Annotated in this window: 19 protein-coding genes and 1 pseudogene; 6 read left to right on the top strand and 14 right to left on the bottom strand. The window is 34.3% G+C overall.

The annotated features are described in order from the left end of the window. Positions 1-130 precede the first annotated feature (130 nt). The 6 genes from MKY37_RS20905 to MKY37_RS20885 all read right to left on the bottom strand — a co-directional run bounded on the left by MKY37_RS20905 (position 131) and on the right by MKY37_RS20885 (position 4,090). Positions 131-1,288, bottom strand: a complete 1,158-nt coding sequence (locus MKY37_RS20905; RefSeq protein WP_340780086.1) for an oxidoreductase family protein — start codon at positions 1,286-1,288, stop codon at positions 131-133. A gap of 292 nt (positions 1,289-1,580) precedes the next feature. Beyond that, entirely contained in the window at positions 1,581-1,949 is a 369-nt protein-coding gene (locus MKY37_RS20900; protein WP_340780085.1) for a hypothetical protein, read from the bottom strand. Between the two features lie 364 nt (positions 1,950-2,313). Then, the gene (locus MKY37_RS20895) at positions 2,314-2,697 is read right to left on the bottom strand and encodes a hypothetical protein (RefSeq protein WP_340780084.1); all 384 of its coding nucleotides are present in this window, start codon (positions 2,695-2,697) and stop codon (positions 2,314-2,316) included. A gap of 118 nt (positions 2,698-2,815) precedes the next feature. After that, entirely contained in the window at positions 2,816-3,343 is a 528-nt protein-coding gene (locus MKY37_RS20890; protein WP_340780083.1) for an AAA family ATPase, read from the bottom strand. Positions 3,344-3,507: 164 nt separating this feature from the next. Beyond that, positions 3,508-3,651 carry a YczI family protein gene (locus MKY37_RS22430; protein WP_445323077.1) on the bottom strand — a complete coding sequence of 48 codons (144 nt, stop codon included), beginning with the start codon at positions 3,649-3,651 and terminating at the stop codon, positions 3,508-3,510. 229 nt (positions 3,652-3,880) lie between these two features. After that, positions 3,881-4,090: a hypothetical protein gene (locus MKY37_RS20885; protein WP_340780082.1), complete on the bottom strand. Its 210-nt coding sequence runs from the start codon at positions 4,088-4,090 to the stop codon at positions 3,881-3,883. Between the two features lie 411 nt (positions 4,091-4,501). Here MKY37_RS20885 and MKY37_RS20880 point away from each other — a divergent pair, with 411 nt between their 5' ends. Continuing rightward, positions 4,502-5,725, top strand: a complete 1,224-nt coding sequence (locus MKY37_RS20880; RefSeq protein WP_277587610.1) for an IS110 family transposase — start codon at positions 4,502-4,504, stop codon at positions 5,723-5,725. A 125-nt stretch (positions 5,726-5,850) separates the two neighbouring features. On the opposite strand, the gene MKY37_RS20875 is transcribed toward MKY37_RS20880, so the two are convergent. The 4 genes and pseudogenes from MKY37_RS20875 to MKY37_RS20860 form a co-directional block, all read right to left on the bottom strand. Further along, entirely contained in the window at positions 5,851-6,294 is a 444-nt protein-coding gene (locus MKY37_RS20875) for an NUDIX hydrolase (RefSeq protein ID WP_340780081.1), read from the bottom strand. Between the two features lie 217 nt (positions 6,295-6,511). Continuing rightward, positions 6,512-7,713 (bottom strand): annotated as a pseudogene (locus MKY37_RS20870) (IS110 family transposase). Positions 7,714-7,978: 265 nt separating this feature from the next. Then, a complete protein-coding gene (locus tag MKY37_RS20865) occupies positions 7,979-8,266 on the bottom strand; it encodes a hypothetical protein (protein ID WP_340780080.1) in 288 nt (95 codons plus the stop codon). A 124-nt stretch (positions 8,267-8,390) separates the two neighbouring features. Beyond that, on the bottom strand, positions 8,391-8,657 hold the full coding sequence (locus tag MKY37_RS20860) for a DUF4871 domain-containing protein (protein ID WP_340780077.1): 267 nt from the start codon (positions 8,655-8,657) through the stop codon (positions 8,391-8,393). Between the two features lie 651 nt (positions 8,658-9,308). Between MKY37_RS20860 and MKY37_RS20855 the strand changes: the two genes are divergently transcribed. Together MKY37_RS20855 and MKY37_RS20850 are read left to right on the top strand one after the other, a co-directional pair. Beyond that, complete coding sequence (locus MKY37_RS20855) at positions 9,309-9,701, top strand: hypothetical protein (protein WP_340780076.1); 393 nt, start codon at positions 9,309-9,311, stop codon at positions 9,699-9,701. Between the two features lie 327 nt (positions 9,702-10,028). Beyond that, complete coding sequence (locus MKY37_RS20850; RefSeq protein ID WP_340780075.1) at positions 10,029-10,181, top strand: hypothetical protein; 153 nt, start codon at positions 10,029-10,031, stop codon at positions 10,179-10,181. Between the two features lie 943 nt (positions 10,182-11,124). Here the strand turns inward: MKY37_RS20850 and MKY37_RS20845 are convergent. From MKY37_RS20845 to MKY37_RS20835, 3 genes are all read right to left on the bottom strand, one after another. Beyond that, entirely contained in the window at positions 11,125-11,589 is a 465-nt protein-coding gene (locus tag MKY37_RS20845) for a hypothetical protein (RefSeq protein WP_340780074.1), read from the bottom strand. A 149-nt stretch (positions 11,590-11,738) separates the two neighbouring features. Further along, positions 11,739-11,885, bottom strand: a complete 147-nt coding sequence (locus tag MKY37_RS20840; protein WP_340780073.1) for a hypothetical protein — start codon at positions 11,883-11,885, stop codon at positions 11,739-11,741. Positions 11,886-12,059: 174 nt separating this feature from the next. Then, positions 12,060-12,419: a winged helix-turn-helix transcriptional regulator gene (locus tag MKY37_RS20835; RefSeq protein WP_241600760.1), complete on the bottom strand. Its 360-nt coding sequence runs from the start codon at positions 12,417-12,419 to the stop codon at positions 12,060-12,062. Positions 12,420-12,650: 231 nt separating this feature from the next. Here MKY37_RS20835 and MKY37_RS20830 point away from each other — a divergent pair, with 231 nt between their 5' ends. Both MKY37_RS20830 and MKY37_RS20825 read left to right on the top strand, forming a co-directional pair. Beyond that, positions 12,651-13,397: an NADPH-dependent F420 reductase gene (locus MKY37_RS20830; RefSeq protein ID WP_340780070.1), complete on the top strand. Its 747-nt coding sequence runs from the start codon at positions 12,651-12,653 to the stop codon at positions 13,395-13,397. Positions 13,398-14,221: 824 nt separating this feature from the next. Further along, on the top strand, positions 14,222-15,391 hold the full coding sequence (locus MKY37_RS20825; protein WP_340780069.1) for an MFS transporter: 1,170 nt from the start codon (positions 14,222-14,224) through the stop codon (positions 15,389-15,391). Between the two features lie 320 nt (positions 15,392-15,711). On the opposite strand, the gene MKY37_RS20820 is transcribed toward MKY37_RS20825, so the two are convergent. Beyond that, positions 15,712-16,230 carry a GNAT family N-acetyltransferase gene (locus MKY37_RS20820; RefSeq protein ID WP_340780068.1) on the bottom strand — a complete coding sequence of 173 codons (519 nt, stop codon included), beginning with the start codon at positions 16,228-16,230 and terminating at the stop codon, positions 15,712-15,714. A gap of 1,075 nt (positions 16,231-17,305) precedes the next feature. On the opposite strand from MKY37_RS20820, the gene abc-f reads away from it, so the two are divergent. Continuing rightward, complete coding sequence (gene abc-f / locus MKY37_RS20815) at positions 17,306-18,769, top strand: ribosomal protection-like ABC-F family protein (RefSeq protein ID WP_445323080.1); 1,464 nt, start codon at positions 17,306-17,308, stop codon at positions 18,767-18,769. Positions 18,770-19,059: the final 290 nt, after the last annotated feature.

Raw genomic sequence — 19,059 nt, 5'->3', positions numbered from 1 at the left:
GAAGCGAAATAAGAAGAGAACAATCCTCTCTAATTGTTTCGCCTTTTTGGTCAACGCTCTTATTAAACTAACCTGCCCCTTTAGTTCAATAAGAAAAAAGACTTTTCTCCTTCTTGAAGTAAAGCACCCGTTAGTCAAATAAAGAATATCCCATTGTTCTCAATATTTGCTGTGCTTCTTCAGCAAGTTTCATTTGAATTCTTACGATTTGTAATAGCTTGTGTGTATCTTTGTTCATGGGGGTTGAACTATCTACATTGGTGTTTGCTATAAGTTGGATTAGCTTTGGAACTTCCCAAGAGCTACGGAATGCAACTGAAATGCAAAAACCATACCGTGGCAATGATTCTTCACCATTCCACCCAGCCTTTGTTAAGCCTTCCATATAGCTTTTAAAAATCAGACTTTGATAGTACCAACCATGTTCCGTAGGTATATCTTCTTGACTCAAAGCTACACCGAATAGTTTTCCTAGGTCTTCCCCTATTCCTGAAATGCTTAGGAATTGCCAATCTATTAAAATTAGATTTTTATGCCCTTCTTTATCGGTACTTATGTACATGTTCTGTTTACTTAAATCCTGATGTGACAAAGCCTTAGGGATTCCATTTAAAGCTTTAAAATGAATTTCCCGATTTTGATTCAAATTCAAAAAAGTATCCCAAATTTGATCGATTTCTTGAAGTTCACCTTGAATTTTGGGATAGTCAAGGTATGGATTTCTTGCATATTTCTCGCATCCAGCAATCCAAGATTGTAACCAATGACGGCAAATCCACTCCTCATCAGGAAGTGGCTGTTCCCCTGTGGCATAGGCACCATGGAATAAACCCAATTGTTGTGCAATAAATTTAAACTTGTTCTCTGACCACTTATTCTGATTATCTTCTTTTATCTCCTCCATCCAAAGCCAGATTTCACTCTCAGATTTTTGTTCAACTTTATAACATTCTGGAGTTTGAAAAACATTTGGCAAGTGCGTTAATATCCCTAACTCATTAACAAGAGCTTCACGTTTCCAATAATTATGATGTTGAAAGTGGTTTTTATCTTCTTGTTCAGATCGGATAACTTTTAATATAATTGTCCAAGGTAAATGGCTTTGTCCAGTTCCAGCAATACCATGGACTCTGTATATTCCACCTGTTGTAAAGTTAGTCGATTTGCAATAAATAGGATCAATAATCCAATTTATTATTTGAATATCCGTTGTCTTTAAAGCCTTGGATATACATTCACTAAGAATTCCAATGTCTACACCCATATGTTGAGATTGTGATAGTTTCAATAATTTGTACACCTCATCCACAAATAATTTATAAACTTCATATTAATTGTCGCTACTATTATACTTATTTATTTCTTCGTTCAAATAATAATTTCCTTCATCCTAAACTGCTGCTATAATTGCCTTTTAACGAAAGTGCATAAAACAATGTATAGATAATGTTCACATAAAAAGCAACGAAACGTTGATTTAACAATATTTGTGGCTTTTTTGTGTATTTCCAAACTTTTATTTGGGAACGTTCTTTCAACTGCATATGTATATTTATTCTTCAATTTTTTCAAAGAATAAGCTACTCACCTGTGTGTGAATCGATAAGCTTTCTTGTCTTTAAATCGTAAATTTTATAAGCCATTGTCCACATACGATCTTTGGTCACCGTAACCTCACAGTAATAAGGAATTGATTTGCCATAAGCATCGAGTTCAGGAATCTCATTGAAATTAAATCGTTCGTCTGTTTGAAGCATATTGAAAGTCGAATCAGAAGAACGACCAGATGAAGATATTTCTATCGTGCATTTACCATTAACAACATCAAAGTCTTTCATTATTACATATTTTAAACTTGGAACAGTCATCCATAAAATTAGGAGTCCTATTAAAAAACCGCTCAGCATTTTAATAGTCGACCAAAACTTAATTTCTCTCTTTCTATACATAAGAATTAAAAAAATCGCACTACCTATAACTATTAACACACCTAAACTAAATAAAAAATAATAATAAAAAACAATAACCCCCTCCCTACAATAAGTCATTACTATAATTACGTTAATTCAATTATAAAAGTTTCAAAAGTCATCTTTATAACATTCCCAAAGCCTTTGGTAACATTTCTTAACTTAGCGTTGTAAATCTGACGATAGTCCTTGTTGCACTAAACTGCTTCTTTAGTTCAATAAGAAAAAGGCTTTACCCCTTCTTGAAGTAAAGCACCCGTTAGTTTAAGTGAAACGTTTCACAAATTTGTTTCGTTAATTGTAGATGTGAGTATTTTGTTTACGTATTGTTGTTGAGTAAAGCTTAATCTTTATTTATAACAATTTCTTCACTATTTCCATTCCAATCTACAGAAATAATATAGGTATCTTCATTAGTGGTTGTGGGGCTATTAGAGCTCATGTCATCATTTGTATAAATACCGCTTTTATTTAAGCTAACGTTATTTCCTCCAAAATTAGTTCCTCGATCAGTATTTTCCACATAATAATTAAATGATTCAATTGAACCTAAATCATTCCCCTTGTATGTAAGCTCTAAATCGTTATTTTCAGACCCATTAATAACAGTAATAGTTAGTTGAGCTGACCAGTTTTCACTTATACCATTAAAAACTAAATCATTTTCATCGGCTTGACATGCAGCTAGAAACAATAGTAATAAAGGGAAGACAAGTAACTTTTTCATAATTTACACCACCTATTTATAAAAAATCTATATAAATAACAACTTCTAACTAAAGCACCTCGTTAGTTGAAGTAGAAAAAGTATTTTTGCTTACTTGAAAAGGTTATTGCTTGAAAGACTAATTTTCAATTATAATTTCTCCCTCACCTATTGGTGCTTCGAAACCATTAAGGTAGGAGGTTAAAATTTCTTCTGTAATAGGAAAAGCATTAGCATCAAAACGTTTGTTTCGTATTTTAAGCCGTTCACGCAAATCATCAGGATGAACTTTTAAATAAATAAGTCGCCATTTACCGCCAGACTTTTCAATAAGTTGCTTATATCGGTTCCTTCTCACACGATCCCAAAAACTGAAGTCAATTACCACCTGTTGTTTATCGTGAATTAACTTTATTAAATGATTACACAATTTTCTTTCTGCATCTTTCTTGTATTCTTCAATCTTTTCAATTGGAAAATCAATCCCATACCGACCATTAGTAGCCCATATTTCTTCATCAATAGAAAGACGCACAAAACCTTCTTTTTCTAATTGTTGTGAGAATGTAGTTTTCCCAGAACCAGCTACACCGCACATCATTACCACTAGAGGGGTGAAATTATCTCGTTCACGATAAATTAAGTCAAAATTAAACTTTTCAAACATTTGAATACTCCTCCTCAAACATAATTGTTTTTAAATGCTTCTTCAACTAACCTGCTTCTTTAGTTTAAGTGTAACATTTCACAATGCATATCTAAGATCAATTTAATATTTTGGACATAAAAATAGACCATCAAAATGATGGCCATATTTTGCTAAAGCACTCGTTAGTTAAAAGTATTAAATGTATAGAAGCAAACAAAAAGAGCGAATGCAGATACAAGGAAAGATATTATTGCACTTGTTCTTCGTTCTACCTTGAATTCAGAAATCCCAGTAACTAACCCCATTAGACCTAAGAAAAACAACATATACGGAATTACCTAGTATTTATTAGTTATCAATGCGTACATTGCAAAACAAAAAGCAATCGCTCCAAATATAACCCTCAGAGTCATTAACAAATAATCCACCCTCCAACCTTAAATAAATTAATATTTTTTAAACCATCACCTTATTGAACTAAACTGCCCCGTTACTTCAATAAGAAAAAAGCATTACTCCTTCTTGAAGTAATGCACCTTGTTAGTTTAATAACTTCTAGTCTCTACTGGAAATAACATTTAAAATAATCAAAAATACTTTTTCATTATTAAATTCACCAACATTTACTAATTGGTGAAGTTCGACCGATTCCCCTTCACTTAATCTTGCGTGCTTTATGGCATTATCTAGTGCCTTTGAAAAAGAAAAATCCTCGTAAACTCTCGCAATGGTCCATTCAATAACTAATTGATTACCTATCCTCAATTAAATTCACCTCATTTAATATATTTTGTATAAGTAAGCGAAACATCATTAGGTAACTTATTCTACGATTCCCACTTAAACCCCTTCTTCAAGTAACCTGCTTACTTTAGTTCAATAATAAAAGGCTTTACTCCTTCTTGAAGTAAAGCACCCGTTAGCCACCCATGTAGCGCAAAAACAGCGCTACACCACAGAGAATGAAAATGTGAAAACCCGGGTATAGGATACTACGGCTGGGAGAGGAAGGTCGATGAACTATGGTGCCATAGAGCCCATCCGTTAGTCTGACTCCAACGACCACGGTGCATCACAGACTGTCGCTCCCTTACGGGAAGCACTCATGGGAGATTAATCCTACTCTGGTTATTGCACCAGCCTCCAATACTATTTGCCGTAGAAAGGATGATTACCATGGAAGTAATCATTGAACGTGCTTGTGGGATGGATGTCCATAAGGATTCCATTACTGCTTGTATTATTACGCCAAAAGGAAAGGAGATTCAAACGTTCTCCACTAAAACTGTATTTCTATTACAGTTAATTGACTGGATTAAGGAGCATGGTTGTACTCACGTAGCAATGGAAAGCACAGGTGTATTTTGGAAGCCTATTGTTAACTTGCTTGAAGCCGAGAGCATTGAGTTTTTAGTAGTGAACGCTCAACATATGAAAGCAGTACCAGGTCGCAAGACCGATGTAAAGGATGCAGAATGGATTGCCAAACTTCTTCGTCATGGTCTACTTAAAGCAAGTTTTATTCCAGACCGAAATCAGCGGGAATTGCGAGAGTTAGTTCGTTACCGTCGAAGTATTATTGAAGAGCGTGCGAGACAACATAATCGGATTCAAAAGGTTTTAGAAGGAGCGAATATCAAACTCGGTTCCGTTGTCTCCGACATCATGGGTGTTTCGTCGCTTGATATGCTTCGTGCTATCGCCGATGGCGAAAATGATCCTGAGAAATTAGCCAGCTTTGCCCGCCGATCAATGAAGAAGAAAAAGAGTGAACTAGAACTAGCTCTTCGAGGGTATATCAATCCACATCAACGTCTCATGTTAAAAACCATTCTGGTTCATATAGAATTTCTAACTGAGCAGATTGAGCTATTAAACGAAGAGGTCGCTACAAGGTTATCCTCCCATCAAGAAGATATAGAACGATTGGATTCCATTCCTGGCATCGCCACTCGAATGGCCGAACAAATCTTAGCCGAAGTCGGTACAGATGTGGAGAAGCAATTTCCCAGTTCGGCGCACTTATGTTCCTGGGCAGGATTAGTACCTGGACATAATGAAAGTGCGGGCAAGAGGAAATCAACCAACATGAAAAAAGGAAACAAGTACTTGAAATCGGCATTAATTGAAGCGGCTCATTCTGTTAGAGGATCCAAAACCTACTTGGGAGCCTTGTATAGGCGCACTGCATCAAGAAAGGGTAAAAAGCGTGCCGGGATATCAGTGGCTCATGCCATTTTAAGAATCAGCTATTATCTCCTAACTCGCAAAGAAATGTACGTAGACTTAGGGGAAGATTACTTTGACAAACAAAAAGAACAATCAATTGTACGATATTCTGTCCGAAGACTTGAAAACTTAGGTTACAACGTTACAATCACTGAACCAAATGCCTCCTAATCCACTCACAATTTAATTCTGCTATAGGCGCTGCACTTTTTTAAAAAATTATTGAGCTGCGTCAGATTTCGTATTGCCTTTTTCCCTAAATCGAAGATTTTAATTTTCATGGGAGTGCAGTAAGGTTAGTTAAGAACAAGATTTAAATAATCTCCATGACCTCTTATAAGTTCAACATCATCTATTGATGAAATCCAGAAGTAATGAAATGTTAGACCGTCTTCTTCTCCTCCACCAGTTGGGTGATAGTCCCATTCATCTTCAATGCTTGAAACGGTTATCTTATAAAAAAATCTGTTATGTATTGCACCGTCATCATTCTCCCAAATATCTTCTGCAATTAAATTCTCAACTTTAAAATTTCTAAGTCCAGTTTCTTCCTCAATCTCTCTAATTACTGCATTATAAGTATCTTCTTTTGGCTTTACTGTACCTTTGGGTATCTGAATACCCGCTTCAGCATTTGAATGGCGAAACACTAATACCTGTGTTTTTCCCTCTCTAGTTCTTGTTACATAACCATAAGCTTTTTTTATAGGATTCATGTAAGTATCCTTCCCCCCACTCATGTATATCCTCCAACCTTCTTCAACTAACCTGCGGCGTTAGTTCAATTAGAAAAAGCTAACCTTACAGGCAGCCACTTGTTTAACTAAACCAGCTAATAGGATGTCAATATTTTTCTCTAAAATTCTAATTAACCTTATGTTATACTATTTTGTGCATGACAAATAGCCCTCCAAAAACCTTTTGGAAGGTTTTCTCTTAAAAACTTTTAACCAGTAATTACGCTATATCTTGGAAAGTTTCTTTGCTATTTAATAAAGCATAAATCCAATGAAGTAGTTTGTTAATGCAAGCTACTATCGCCACTTTTGCAGGCTTTCCTTCGGATTTCTTCTTATCATAGAATTCTTTCAGCTTGTTGTTTCTTGAACTTCTGATGCCGCACAATACGGCAAGATACAAAGCATGGCGTAATCTACTTGAACCTCGCTTGGTAATACGATTGGTTGTGGCTGTAAACTTTCCAGATGAGTGAACGCTGGGATCTACTCCTGCAAAGGCAACCAGTTTTTTTGGATGACTAAACCGATCGATTTCACCAATCTCAGAGATGATCGTTGCAGCGATTTTTTCTCCGATTCCTGGAATCGATTGGACAATCTTGTAATCTTCTAATTCATTTACCAAGGTCACTATACGAATTTCCAACTCTGAAAGGTGTCCTTGGTACTGAAAAAGCATTTCAATATACATTTGAAGATTAATCAAATGACTGTGATACACCACTTTTTGAAATGGATTTCGAGCTGCGGAGTCTATTAATTTTTTGGCCTTATCCAACGCCCATGAACTAGATCGTCTTGGGCAAAACTCCATCACACACTCCGCTAGCTTACTTTCTCCAGCCGCTATTACATCTTCTGAAGTCGGGTATTTCTTTAACATCAATAAAGAGACCTTCGAATAAAGATCACCAAAAACCTTGCGGTATTCAGGAAACACTTGGTCTAGAATAGTGTGAAACTGCAGCTTAGCCTCCACATACATATTCGTCACAATCTCCTGTTGTCTCGATAGATTTCTAAGATTTAATAATTGAATTCCTCTGTTTTTATGGGGTTCAAAATCTTCTTTGTAATAAAGTACACACAACTGATACGCATCAATTGCGTCTGTTTTTACTTTTCGTAAACTAGATCTCTTCGCCTGATAAGAAATGATCGGATTAAGCAAAATATATAAAACTTCATGATCCTCCAAGTATTGAATAACAGGAGAATGATAATGACCTGTAGATTCTAAAATGACCAAGGCATTTGCCCAGTCATCCCTTCCATCTCCTTTAAAAAGCCTATAAAACGGTCTAACTCCTCTTTTATATGCTTCATAGAATAACTCTTTCCAAACGGCTTTGATTTATCTAAAAACGCCTGAACTTGGCTCTCTCCTTTAGCCACATCCAGACCAATTACTGGGTTCATTTAGCTTCCTCCTCTGACTTCACTCACCAGTACCCCTATTCCTCCATGTAGTATCATAGCTTCGCTTGTTATACGAGATCTATGTCCCAACCAGCCTCAAACCGTTTCTACAAGTAGGGGGTGGACAGTTTAGTTCACGGGATCCTTGTCCCACGCACCCGTACGTCCTACCCTGGCTACTGATATATTAAATCCTATAAAAATAAGGTCAACCAGTAAAAACTGGTTAACCTTATAATACGAAGCACCCGTTAGTTGAAGAAGATTATCGATTTAGTTTGAAGAGGAATACTTTCAAAGTTTCTCCTTTTACGCCTTCCTCCATTTGCTCGTCATCATCACTAACCTCTTCAAATGGAAAGCCATCGTGATATGGAAATCTTAGAAACTCCTCAATAATAGGCTCAAGTTTATTTGTAATTTCTATTTCACATCCGAATGGTAGGGTAGTGTCATAATCTGATATTAAATTAAACTTTATTTGTGCCGTTTGCCAATCGAACCAAATATAGAAGAGCATTCCATTTCGATTATTTGAACTTCTTATTTCCAATAAACAAAGGGTCAACAACTATTTCTTCAAGGGATTGAAAAAATTCGTTTTTATCCATGATTTCTCCTTCTACAAATAGCATTTTACTCCTTCTGGAAGTAAACACCCGTTAGTTGAAGATGATTTAACTATCTTTGACGTTTATAACTATTTCATCAAATAATTTATCATTAAAATAAATTTCTAATTTACATAATCCACTTGTAGGGAACAACATATTCGATGGGATATGGGAATCGGCACCGTTATGAGGGCTAATGGAAGTATTGGAATATTGCCATACTGTATCATTGCCAGATACCAACACGGGATGTTCTTTCCCTTCATTGTCAGTTCCAACTACTATAAAATCACCACTGATACTATCTTTGTCTCCCCAAAAATGCCACATATACTATTTGCTTTATTAGCAATAATTTTTTCTTCTACTGCCTCACCTTTTTTACCCGATCCAACCAAGAAACCAACTTTCCCTTCTTCACCAATCAACAATTGATAAACCACACACACCTAAAGACGTATGAATACCCTCCCGAATGATAAATAGGCTTCCACTAAAGTGCTGCGTTAGTTCAATAAGAAAAAGTGCTGACTTTGGCAACCCATTGTTCTTTAACTAAAGCACTCCGTTACTTTAAATGGAATCCTTCACAAAGATTGGGTAGCCTTTATTTTTAAACCAGATTTGACCGATTTTTCTTTATCCTCAAGCCTCACGGTTTAAATATGGGAATCACGAATATCAATGCTAGAGAAATGAACTGAATAATAATTCCAATCAAAAACTGAATACTGTTTATAAGAAACACAGGATCATGCAGTGCACTCATCCCTTTTTCCGTTGTTAGGTGACCGCTTTTAATGTCCAAAAATACATTCCAATTAGACACCATTCTAACTCACAACTTTAGGAGGAGCCCTACCATGATGTTAACTTTGCCTAACTCTTACAAGTTTAGTGAGACTAACAGCAAGCTATTTAGCATTTTCTAATTGGTGTATAATAGTGTAAAGAAATTTTATACTAACGGAGGGTAATGAAATGAATATATTGTTTGATGAAACATACACTTCAAATGACGGAAAGTATACAAGCAGGAATATTTGGTATGGATATGCTGATATATCTGTTGATGGTCAGCATGGAAAAACCATTAAGCTTAATGAAGATTTTATGGTTCAAATATGCGAATTAATAAAAAATGACTTATCTAAGAATGCAGCAAATGTGCCTACTCAAACTAACTGGTATTTCTATGGAAGTGCTGTAACTAAGGACGCTATTGGAGACAATATCCGCCCGACAATTATGGTTCGTGAGAAGTCTGACGAGTTTACAACTAATTTTAATATCAGTGACCACGATTTTGCTGTAAATATTGATGCTATTCTGTTGTTTAAGGCGGATTTTGAAAAACGTTTAGCAAGTCATTGATGAATGATATCAGTATAAGCATATTCAAACTATTTGAGGGGATGATTTCATAATGAATTCATTCTCCTTTTCCTGTGGTGGGAGTCTTTTTGTGTGGAGGAAAAGGACATTAATAATACAGATTGTGAATAATAGCACTTAAATTCACCTATTAATTTATGTGTTTATTATGAGCAAAATTAGTCATAAGTATGTAGAACTGCTTTAACTAAACTGTGCGTTAGTTTAAGGAAATATTTCACAATAGAAACTTAAATACCTTTTTACTTTTTCTTTTATGGATGTTCATACTACTAACTAAGACCTAGCTAGAAGGAGAATAAGCCTATGGAACTCTTAACAAAGGAGCTCAACCAATTGGTATTTGACTATGAGAAGTGTCCTAATGAATCAATAAAAAAACAAATTCTTCAAGATATAAATCTCCTTCGTGAAGCACTGGCTCTTTTAACGGATGAGAAGGAAACTAAAAATCTTTAAATACAGGTATCCTATAAGGATAATGACTTTAAAGCAATGAACCATCCTTAATTAAAATTCGCTATAAATAGCAACCGCATAGTTTTCAGGTATTAATTAAATTTCTTCATTCATCAATCCATTAGAGTCATCTTCAATTGGTTTAACTTTTTTGTCAAATGCAAAATTTCATCTCCGCGTCTCTTATTAAACTAACCTGCTACTTTAGTTTAATTGTAACATTTCACAATGGATATCTGAGATCAACTTAAATTTTTTGGACATAAAAATAGACCATCGAAATGATGGCCATATTTTGCGAAAGCACCCGTTAGCCACCCATGCAGCAAAAAAAAAACGCTGCACCACAGAGGATGAAAATTGTTACAGAACGGGTATAGTTCAGTATGGCTGGCGAAGAAGGTCGATGAACTATGGTGCCTTAGAGCCCTTCCGTTAGTCTGACTCCAACGACCACGGTGCATCACAGACTGTCGCACTCTATACGAGTAGCAATCATGAGAGATTAATCCTACTCTGGTTATTGCACCAGCCTGCCTTTATTCTAAGATGAATGGAGTTGGTATCTGATTTACTATTTAACTCCATATAAACGTTCTGAAGGCTCAGCTTTTTTTTAAAAAAAGCTTATTCTGAGTCTCTTTTGTTATGCAATTTTATAGATTATGAGCGTGTTTTAATTTTCATGGGAGTTTAAGTACAATATTTCACAAACGAGTAGCACTCATGGGAGATTAATCCTACTCTGGTTATTGCACCAGCCTGCCTTTATTCTAACAAGAATGGGGTTGATTCTTGATCTACCTTTCAACTTAATATAAACAATCTGAAGGCTCAGCCTTTTTTTAAAAAAGCTATTTCTGAGTCTCTTTTGTTATGCAATTTTGTTGATTTTAAGCATTTTTTAAATATCATGGGAGTTGAAGATGAATTACATGCCATTTTACCCTAACAAGATATTTGTCTCATTTTTAATCCTTGATATTACTCCGTCTATATTAAACTCTGTGGGTGTATCACCATATCGTAATTCATCAATCATTTCACTTATTTCATACCACTCCATCAAATCATCTGGATAATGCAAATCCGAAACAATCCGAAAAATCATATAAGCTAAATCAAATATCATTAAATGGTTATTTGCTTGTATTATTTTATTAGCTAAATGACCTATATAAGCTCTAGAACACACCTCAAAGGTTGGTTTATGTATTTCCAACTCATTTAAAGCTCTATTAAAATAAACTTCCACTTCGAAAATACTGTCTCCAAATGAAAATGAAGAAATTATACTTACGGATGTTGATGACACATCATTTTCTAATAAGTTATGCGACCAATTTACATAGTCCTCAATCGAAACAGTTCCTTCTTGTATCTTATAAAATAATGCATTAGTTTGCACATTATCAACCACCTTATAGGTTCTTTTCCTACAACAAGTCTTAAATCCTTATTAAACTAACCTGCCCCTTTAGTTCAATAAGGAAAAAGGCTTTACTCCTTCTGAAGTAAAGCACCCGTTAGTACAATAAAATTTTTATTATTTTGGTATTATTCTTCTTCTTTTTCTTTAAAAAGCAAATATATTAGCAATCCTGATAAAATCCAATAAGATAAAATTGCAATAAAACTCCCAGTAATAATACTAAGTATTATAGCAACAAGAATGATTAATGCACTCAATAAAAAATTTCCCATTTCATACTTCGCCCCCCATTATTTCAGAAAAACCCTTTACGTTCCTTATTAAACTAAACTGCTTCGTTAGTTCAATAAGAAAAAATGCTTTACCCTTATTGAAGTAAAGCACCCGTTAATTTAAGTACAACACTTCACAATGTCGGCTCAATTAATAAAAAATATCATTCTATTTCACTCAGGTTTCTCACCGAATTTTTTGCCGAAATTCTCCATCATATCAAGTATTGGGATAAATTCACGACCTTTAGTTGTTAATGAATATTCAACACGTGGAGGTACTTCAGGAAAAACCTCTCGTTTAATTAATCCATCTGTTTCTAATTCTCTCAACTGTTTTGTAAGAGAACCTTGTGAAATATCCCATAAAAAAGCTTTAATTTCACTATAACGATGTTCTCTTGTTTTTAAAAACCAAAGAATAAGAGACTTCCAACGTCCTGAAAGCATATTTTGGGTATACGCAATACCATAAACGTCTCTTTGCTCCTTAATAAACTTTTTTTCAAATCCATCCTTGCATATTCTAGCCATACTTACATCCCTTTTCTTTTATAAAGTACAAAAAAGTGTACTATGTCATTTTTTGTTGCCTACTTCAAAAATAAGAGTAATGAGTTTATTATATTATTAAGAAACAAAACACTCAATTATCTAATGATTACAAAAAAAGGGATGTAGACAATTTCGTGTTGGGGAAATTGGAAAATTCCATAACTGATATTAAATCATAATCGAGCAAAGTTATATTTAGGAGGAACAATAATGAGATTTGGAATTATAGGTGCAGGAGCAATAGGATCAATTATTTCTAAAAAATTAGTAAAGAATGGACATGATGTCAAAATTGCAGATGCCCGAGGAATTGAACATTTAGAAGGAAAAGAGCTTGCTGGAACACCTATACGTGTAGAGGATGCGATTACAAATATTGAAGTTCTTATAATCTCTCTCCCTTTAATAGCAATGCCAAGCATTCGGAACATTATCGATCAAATTGGAGAGGAAGTAATCGTTGTAGATACTTCAAATTACTATCCTTTTAGAGATGATAAAATTGAAGAAATTGAGAACGGGATAATTGAAAGCGTTTGGGTTTCGAATCAATTAGGAAGACCTATCATCAAAGCTTTCAACAATTTATTAGCTTATACTTTAGAAAATGAAGGAACTTCCGAAGGTACTAGTGGACGAATTGCTATGGCAATTGCTGGTGATGATCTGTCACAAAAACAAGTAATCATGGACGTAGTAAACGAGCTAGGCTTCGACACGGTAGATAGTGGTTCTTTAAGTGATTCTTGGAGACAACAACCAGGAACTCCTGCTTACTGCACAGAGCTAACAAAAGATGAACTAACGAAAGCATTAAAAAAGGCAAATAAAGAAAAAGCACCCTTACTACGAGATATGGTGATGGAAAGGTTTGCAGAGCTCTTTGCAGAAAAAAAGGAAGTTGAATTTTCACATAAAGATATTGTGAATATGAACAGAGAAATATACAATTCTTAAAACAAGTGGTGCACTCAGTTAGAGTGCACCTTTTTGGTATATCCATATATCGCCATAAAGTTGCGAAGAAATATGTTTTCCTCTTTCCTCTTTCCTTTTTGCCGCCAAACACTCCTGAATATTATTGGTAATTCTGAGTGCTTATAAAAAGTCTTTCCAGGACGATCTCATTTTTTCAAAAACAGAAGCTAAGTAGTATTGTGTTTAAAATCCCTCTTTTACTAAACTGCTGCTTTAGTTCAATAAGAAAAAAGGCTTTACTCCTTCTTGAAGTGAAGCACCCGTTAGTACAGTTTCTTATTTTCTATTTCCATGTCTTTTTGCGAATGTGGAAGGCTTAAATGAAACTTTATATTTTCCTTCAAGTTCCTTCTTTACTTTTTCTGTTAGCTTTAATCCTTGTTTATTATGTACCTCTTCAAGTTCAATCCCATTAGGAACTATTCCATCATTAGCCCAATCAATCCACTCACCATATTTCGATATCCATTCTGCTAATTCTGATTTTTACTTACTTGAAATCGGAACATATGTAATTTCAAAGTTACAAAGACATTTATTGCACCATATAGCATCAGCACCGATGTCTGCTTCTACCCGAATTTAGTCGTTTACCTTATATAGAATAAGGTCCGTTTCAGTTATTCAATTAAAGGGCGCATTTCTTGAATAAGATAAAGAATTATTAGAAAGTGTATCGAAACTCTCAGTTATTCAATAAACGGCAGTAACAAAATAATAAAAAACCTTTAAAACTTACATAAATTCTTTTTTTGCCCCCTAGAGAATATACATGTAGAAATATTTTTTCTATGGAGGAATATATGAAGTTGGAAGGAAAGGTAAGTTTAAGCGTTGGTTGGATAACTTTGTTTCTAATGGGGACTGACTTATTTGTGGTATCACCGTTATTACCGTTCATTTCGGAAGCATTTAAGGTTAGTCCAGCGACGGCTGGATGGATGGTAACTGTTTTTGCGGTTACATATGCTTTTTCGGCTCCTTTATTTGGATGGCTTTCAGATAAAAAGGGACGCAGAACATTTATTACGTTTGGTTTAATACTGTTCGTATTCTCTAACGCACTTACTGCTTATGCTTCTTCATTTTTATTGCTAATTGTTAGTCGTATTTTAGCTGGTTTGTCCGTTGCTTCAATCACTCCTTTGATATACGCAATCATTGGAGATATTGCGCCACCAAATCGAAGAGGAACATGGCTTTCGATTGTCGTCTCAGGACACTTAACGGCTCTTTGGGCAGGTGCTCCAATCGGCACGGCATTAGAGCATTTTCTTGGTTGGCGTTCGGTATTTGTAGTAATGGCAATCATAGGAGCCGTATTGGCGGTAGTGAATTTCAAAACATGGGAGTCTATTCCTAAAAGTGATTTAACAAGAAATCTATTAAAAGGAAATCTTCTAAGAATAATTGGTTCCGTAAGTGTTACTACCATTTGGGCGATTTCAATGTATACCCTTTATGTTTATTTAGGTGCAGCTCTATACTCCGAAAATAGATTCTCGACTTCAGAAATCGCATTAGCTGTTACTTTTTATGGTGTCGGAGCTGTTTTAGGAAGCCTTTCAAGTGGAAAATTAACAGATAAATTCGGAGAAAGGAAAATATCAAAGGCTACGCTAATTTTCTTGACTGTAGTACTCACTTGTTTAGGGATATTCTTCTCATCAGGAGATTGGATCTATTTCTTTCTGTTTATTTGGGCTTTGGTTGGGTATGCAGGATTTACATCATACCAAGCACGATTAACGGTGGAATATCCAAAAGAACGAGGAATTGTTATGGCATGGAATAATACGGCTCTGTATATTGGTATTACCATTGGTTCAATAACTGGAGGTTTTGTCATATCTAATTGGGGATATTCTTTACTTCCATATGTTTGTAGCGTTGCAGCAATCGTAAGTTTTGTGCTTAGTACCCAAAAGGGAAAAGAAGCCAAAAAAGAATCAGCTTTTTCAACAGATACATGACCACAGAACAAGGTCTATTTGGGGTTCAGCCTAGATACAGGTAAATCGGGAAAATTACACGATTTCAAAAATAGTATTAAGAAACGTGGATTTTATACACAAAGCGCAACTTCAAAATAAAAAAGTCAAATTCTCTGTACGTTTTCAAAGGGAACTGACTTTTTTTATGTAATAATAAAGCCGCGATGAGGCTTCAATACTTAGAAAACCCATGCACTTGCACAATAAACTCCATAATAATCCCCCTCTTCTTAAAGTACTCTACGGCTTTAGTTTAATAAAAAAAAGCTTTACTCCCTCTTGAAAAGCACCTCGTTAGTTCAAGAAGACGAAATATTCAAAGCATAATAAACGAAACTTAACCTCTGACCATTCATTTCGAATTCTTCACTACTAGTACCTATTCTCTCAAATCCATTTTTCTCTAAAACTCTTTGGGATGCCATGTTATTAGTTGTTGTTTTAGCTTTAATCATTATTACGTCTTCGTCAGATACTGTTTCTACTAATAATTTCAATGCTTTATTAGCAATTCCTTTACCAGTATGTGCTTGCCCCACCCTGTAACCGAGATAACCAATTTTATCATATTCATCAATATCCACTAAATTTATTCTTCCTAGAATCGAGCTATCTTTATCTTTAATTAAATAGAAACATGAACCTCCAATAACTTGTTCTTCAAGTAAAGCTTCATGTCTTTTTTTAAAAGTCTCAGGGTTATAGTATTCATTTCCACGCGTCGGAACCATTTCCTCGAAAAAAGTTCTGTTTTCCACTTCAAAATTTAACAAATCTTCTGCGTCTGTTATATGTAATTTTTCAATAAATATATCCATTTTACAATTCTCCATTCAATTTTAATAGATTTCTTATTAAACTAACCTGCGCCGTTAGTTTAAGTGTAATATTTCACGAACGATACTAAAAGAACCCTTACCTTTAACATAACCTCTATTAATAGATACATTTTCATAAATGTTCTAGTAAACACACTCTAGTTAATATCTTGATAATATGAACAACAGAATCGTTATCATGAGATACATGAGAAATCGTTCCCCTTTTTTGCCTTTTCGTTCGATTAATACACCAAGACAAAATACAATTACTAAACATATAAAAAGAGGATAGAATATATCGATCAAGACGTGAACCTCCCTACTAGTATTTATTGATCTTTGATTAGTCTCAACAAGCAACTAAAAAAATAAGAAGAAAATCAAAATTATTTTTCTATAAATTATCCGCTTTACAATTTTTCCCTATTAAATTCGCATTAACATACTTCTTGCCATAATGAATTCTACTGTTTTACTCCTAATACGTTATAAATTAACAGAAGTTCCAATTTAAATAAATTTTCCATTTGAAATAATAAAATATTCATTTTGCTTATCAAACTCACTTGCCGCTTTAGTTCAATAAAAAAAAGCTTTATCCCTTCTTGAAGTAAAGCACCCCTTTCGTGAAATAAGTTGCGATTATTTTCTCTTGTTCTGAAGCCTTACAGTTAAATCATTTAACGTTTTACAAATTAAAATATACTATATTCAATATTGCACAAAGTTAACGCACGAAACTAATGATTGAAAATTCTTACAATAAATATTATAATTACTGTAATATATTTGAAAGGATGATGAATGGTCGATGAACAAATAATTCTATTTTACACGTAAAATGTATACTCATTTTCACTTAAAATAGGATTAGTCTGCCCATTTATTATACCTAACTAAGCCTTTTGAAGGCTTAGTTGATAGTAAACTCTAATCCTTCTGAATTTTTTCAGGAGGTTTTTATTTGTCTATGCGTATGCATTCAAGCCAAACGATTGGAATGATAGCATGCAAAATAAGCTTAAAATCATCTCCAATACCTTTGGCAATAAATAAAATTGGAGGCGATCTTATAATGCCAATAGAAATTAAAAATTTGAGTTTCGGATTTGATGCACTTGATCAACCGATATTTCAAAAGGTCAATTTAAATATTGATACAAAGTGGCGACTTGGTTTAATCGGACGAAATGGTCGTGGTAAAACAACACTATTAAACTTACTTATGAAAAATTATGCCTTTGTTGGTGAAATCATTTGTGATGTAGATTTTGTTTATTTTCCCCAACACATACCGAGCAAGGAAAACTTAACGTACTATGCGATTGACGAAATTGTGCCAGTAGAATTGTGGAAACTTGAGCGAGAGTGTCAATTACTTTCGTTAGATAAAGATATTTTATGGCAACCATTTGAACAATTATCTGGTGGTGAACAAACGAAGGTATTATTAGCTGCACTATTTTGTGAAGAATCCCGGTATCCCCTTTTAGACGAACCAACGAATCATTTGGACATCGAAGCGCGAAAAATTGTATCTGAATATTTGAAAAAGAAGAAGGGCTATATTGTTGTAAGCCATGATAGAAATTTTGTCGATGAAGTTGTAGACCACGTTTTAGTTATTGAAAAAAGCCAATTAACAATCTTTAAAGGACATTTTTCTATTTATGAGCAACAAAAAGAATTGCGAGATAAATATGAAGTCGCACAAAACAAATCTATCAAAGAAGAGATCGACAGGTTGAAAAAAACTTCAAGGGAAAAAGCTGATTGGGCAATTCATAAAGAAAACACATCTGGAAATGATGCGTTTGCAAATGCACAAGCTGCTCGTATGATGAAAAGGTCCAAAGCTATTGAAAAACGAACGATAACCAAAATTGAAGAAAAGACAAAGCTCTTAAAAAATATTGAAACGATTAGTAATTTAACATTGAACTGTATATTCAGCCATCGAAATCCCGTTCTTCGTGTTCAAAACTTTACTTTAAGTTATGGTGAAAAGCAGCTATTTCATCCCATTACATTTGATATATATCAAGGAGAACAAGTAGGTCTTGTTGGACCAAATGGCAGTGGTAAAACATCCATTTTAAATTATTTAATCCAGCAACAGTCTGTTGGCATAATTAGTGGAGAAATGATAATACCTCAAGGACTCTCCAAAAGCATTATTCGTCAAAATCATGACGACAATACCGGCTTGTTAAAGGATTTCGCTCATGAAAATAATATTGACTACACACTATTTCTCAATAACCTTAGAATCTTAGGAGTTGAACGTGATCTATTTAATGTTCCGGTTGAATATATGAGTAACGGTCAAAAGAAAAAGGTGGAGTTTGCGAAATCTTTAGGATTATCAGCTGAGTTTTATATTTGGGATGAGCCATTAAATTATTTGGATGTCTTTAACCAAACGCAAATTGAAACAATGATATTGGAGAATAAACCTACTCTATTGTTTGTAGAACACGATCAAACGTTTCTCTCGAACATTGCTTCAAAAACCGTGGAAGTCATTCCGTTTTGAATTTTATGGTTTATTATTATTTATAGAAGGTTTAAATAACTTTACTTTTGTAGCCCATTGTCAGTACATGTGATAGTGGACTCACTTAGTAATATTCAATTAGAAATATGCAACATATAAAAGCTTTAAAAAGATGAGAATTACTAACAGAAAATCATTGAATGAATTCATGCTTTTCTATCTCAATCTTTAATACACCACTGTACCATTCGAACTGCGAACTATAAAAAACTGAAATAAACACAATTAATATTCCAAATTTTCTTAATGAACAGATAGGATTATGTTAT

This window comes from Psychrobacillus sp. FSL K6-2836, assembly GCF_038003085.1.
Taxonomy (GTDB): Bacteria; Bacillota; Bacilli; order Bacillales_A; family Planococcaceae; genus Psychrobacillus.
Note: the sequence above shows the minus strand (reverse complement) of the source record. Positions and strands in the feature narration are given on the sequence as shown.

Coding starts and splice junctions, on each gene's coding strand:
- MKY37_RS20900 (WP_340780085.1), bottom strand. CDS start 1,949: ATGTATAGAAAGAGAGAAATTAAGTTTTGGTCGACTATTAAAATGCTG.
- MKY37_RS20895 (WP_340780084.1), bottom strand. CDS start 2,697: ATGAAAAAGTTACTTGTCTTCCCTTTATTACTATTGTTTCTAGCTGCA.
- MKY37_RS20890 (WP_340780083.1), bottom strand. CDS start 3,343: ATGTTTGAAAAGTTTAATTTTGACTTAATTTATCGTGAACGAGATAAT.
- MKY37_RS22430 (WP_445323077.1), bottom strand. CDS start 3,651: ATGTTGTTTTTCTTAGGTCTAATGGGGTTAGTTACTGGGATTTCTGAA.
- MKY37_RS20880 (WP_277587610.1), top strand. CDS start 4,502: ATGGAAGTAATCATTGAACGTGCTTGTGGGATGGATGTCCATAAGGAT.
- MKY37_RS20875 (WP_340780081.1), bottom strand. CDS start 6,294: ATGAGTGGGGGGAAGGATACTTACATGAATCCTATAAAAAAAGCTTAT.
- MKY37_RS20860 (WP_340780077.1), bottom strand. CDS start 8,657: ATGTGGCATTTTTGGGGAGACAAAGATAGTATCAGTGGTGATTTTATA.
- MKY37_RS20855 (WP_340780076.1), top strand. CDS start 9,309: ATGAATATATTGTTTGATGAAACATACACTTCAAATGACGGAAAGTAT.
- MKY37_RS20850 (WP_340780075.1), top strand. CDS start 10,029: ATGGAACTCTTAACAAAGGAGCTCAACCAATTGGTATTTGACTATGAG.
- MKY37_RS20840 (WP_340780073.1), bottom strand. CDS start 11,885: ATGGGAAATTTTTTATTGAGTGCATTAATCATTCTTGTTGCTATAATA.
- MKY37_RS20835 (WP_241600760.1), bottom strand. CDS start 12,419: ATGGCTAGAATATGCAAGGATGGATTTGAAAAAAAGTTTATTAAGGAG.
- MKY37_RS20830 (WP_340780070.1), top strand. CDS start 12,651: ATGAGATTTGGAATTATAGGTGCAGGAGCAATAGGATCAATTATTTCT.
- MKY37_RS20825 (WP_340780069.1), top strand. CDS start 14,222: ATGAAGTTGGAAGGAAAGGTAAGTTTAAGCGTTGGTTGGATAACTTTG.
- MKY37_RS20820 (WP_340780068.1), bottom strand. CDS start 16,230: ATGGATATATTTATTGAAAAATTACATATAACAGACGCAGAAGATTTG.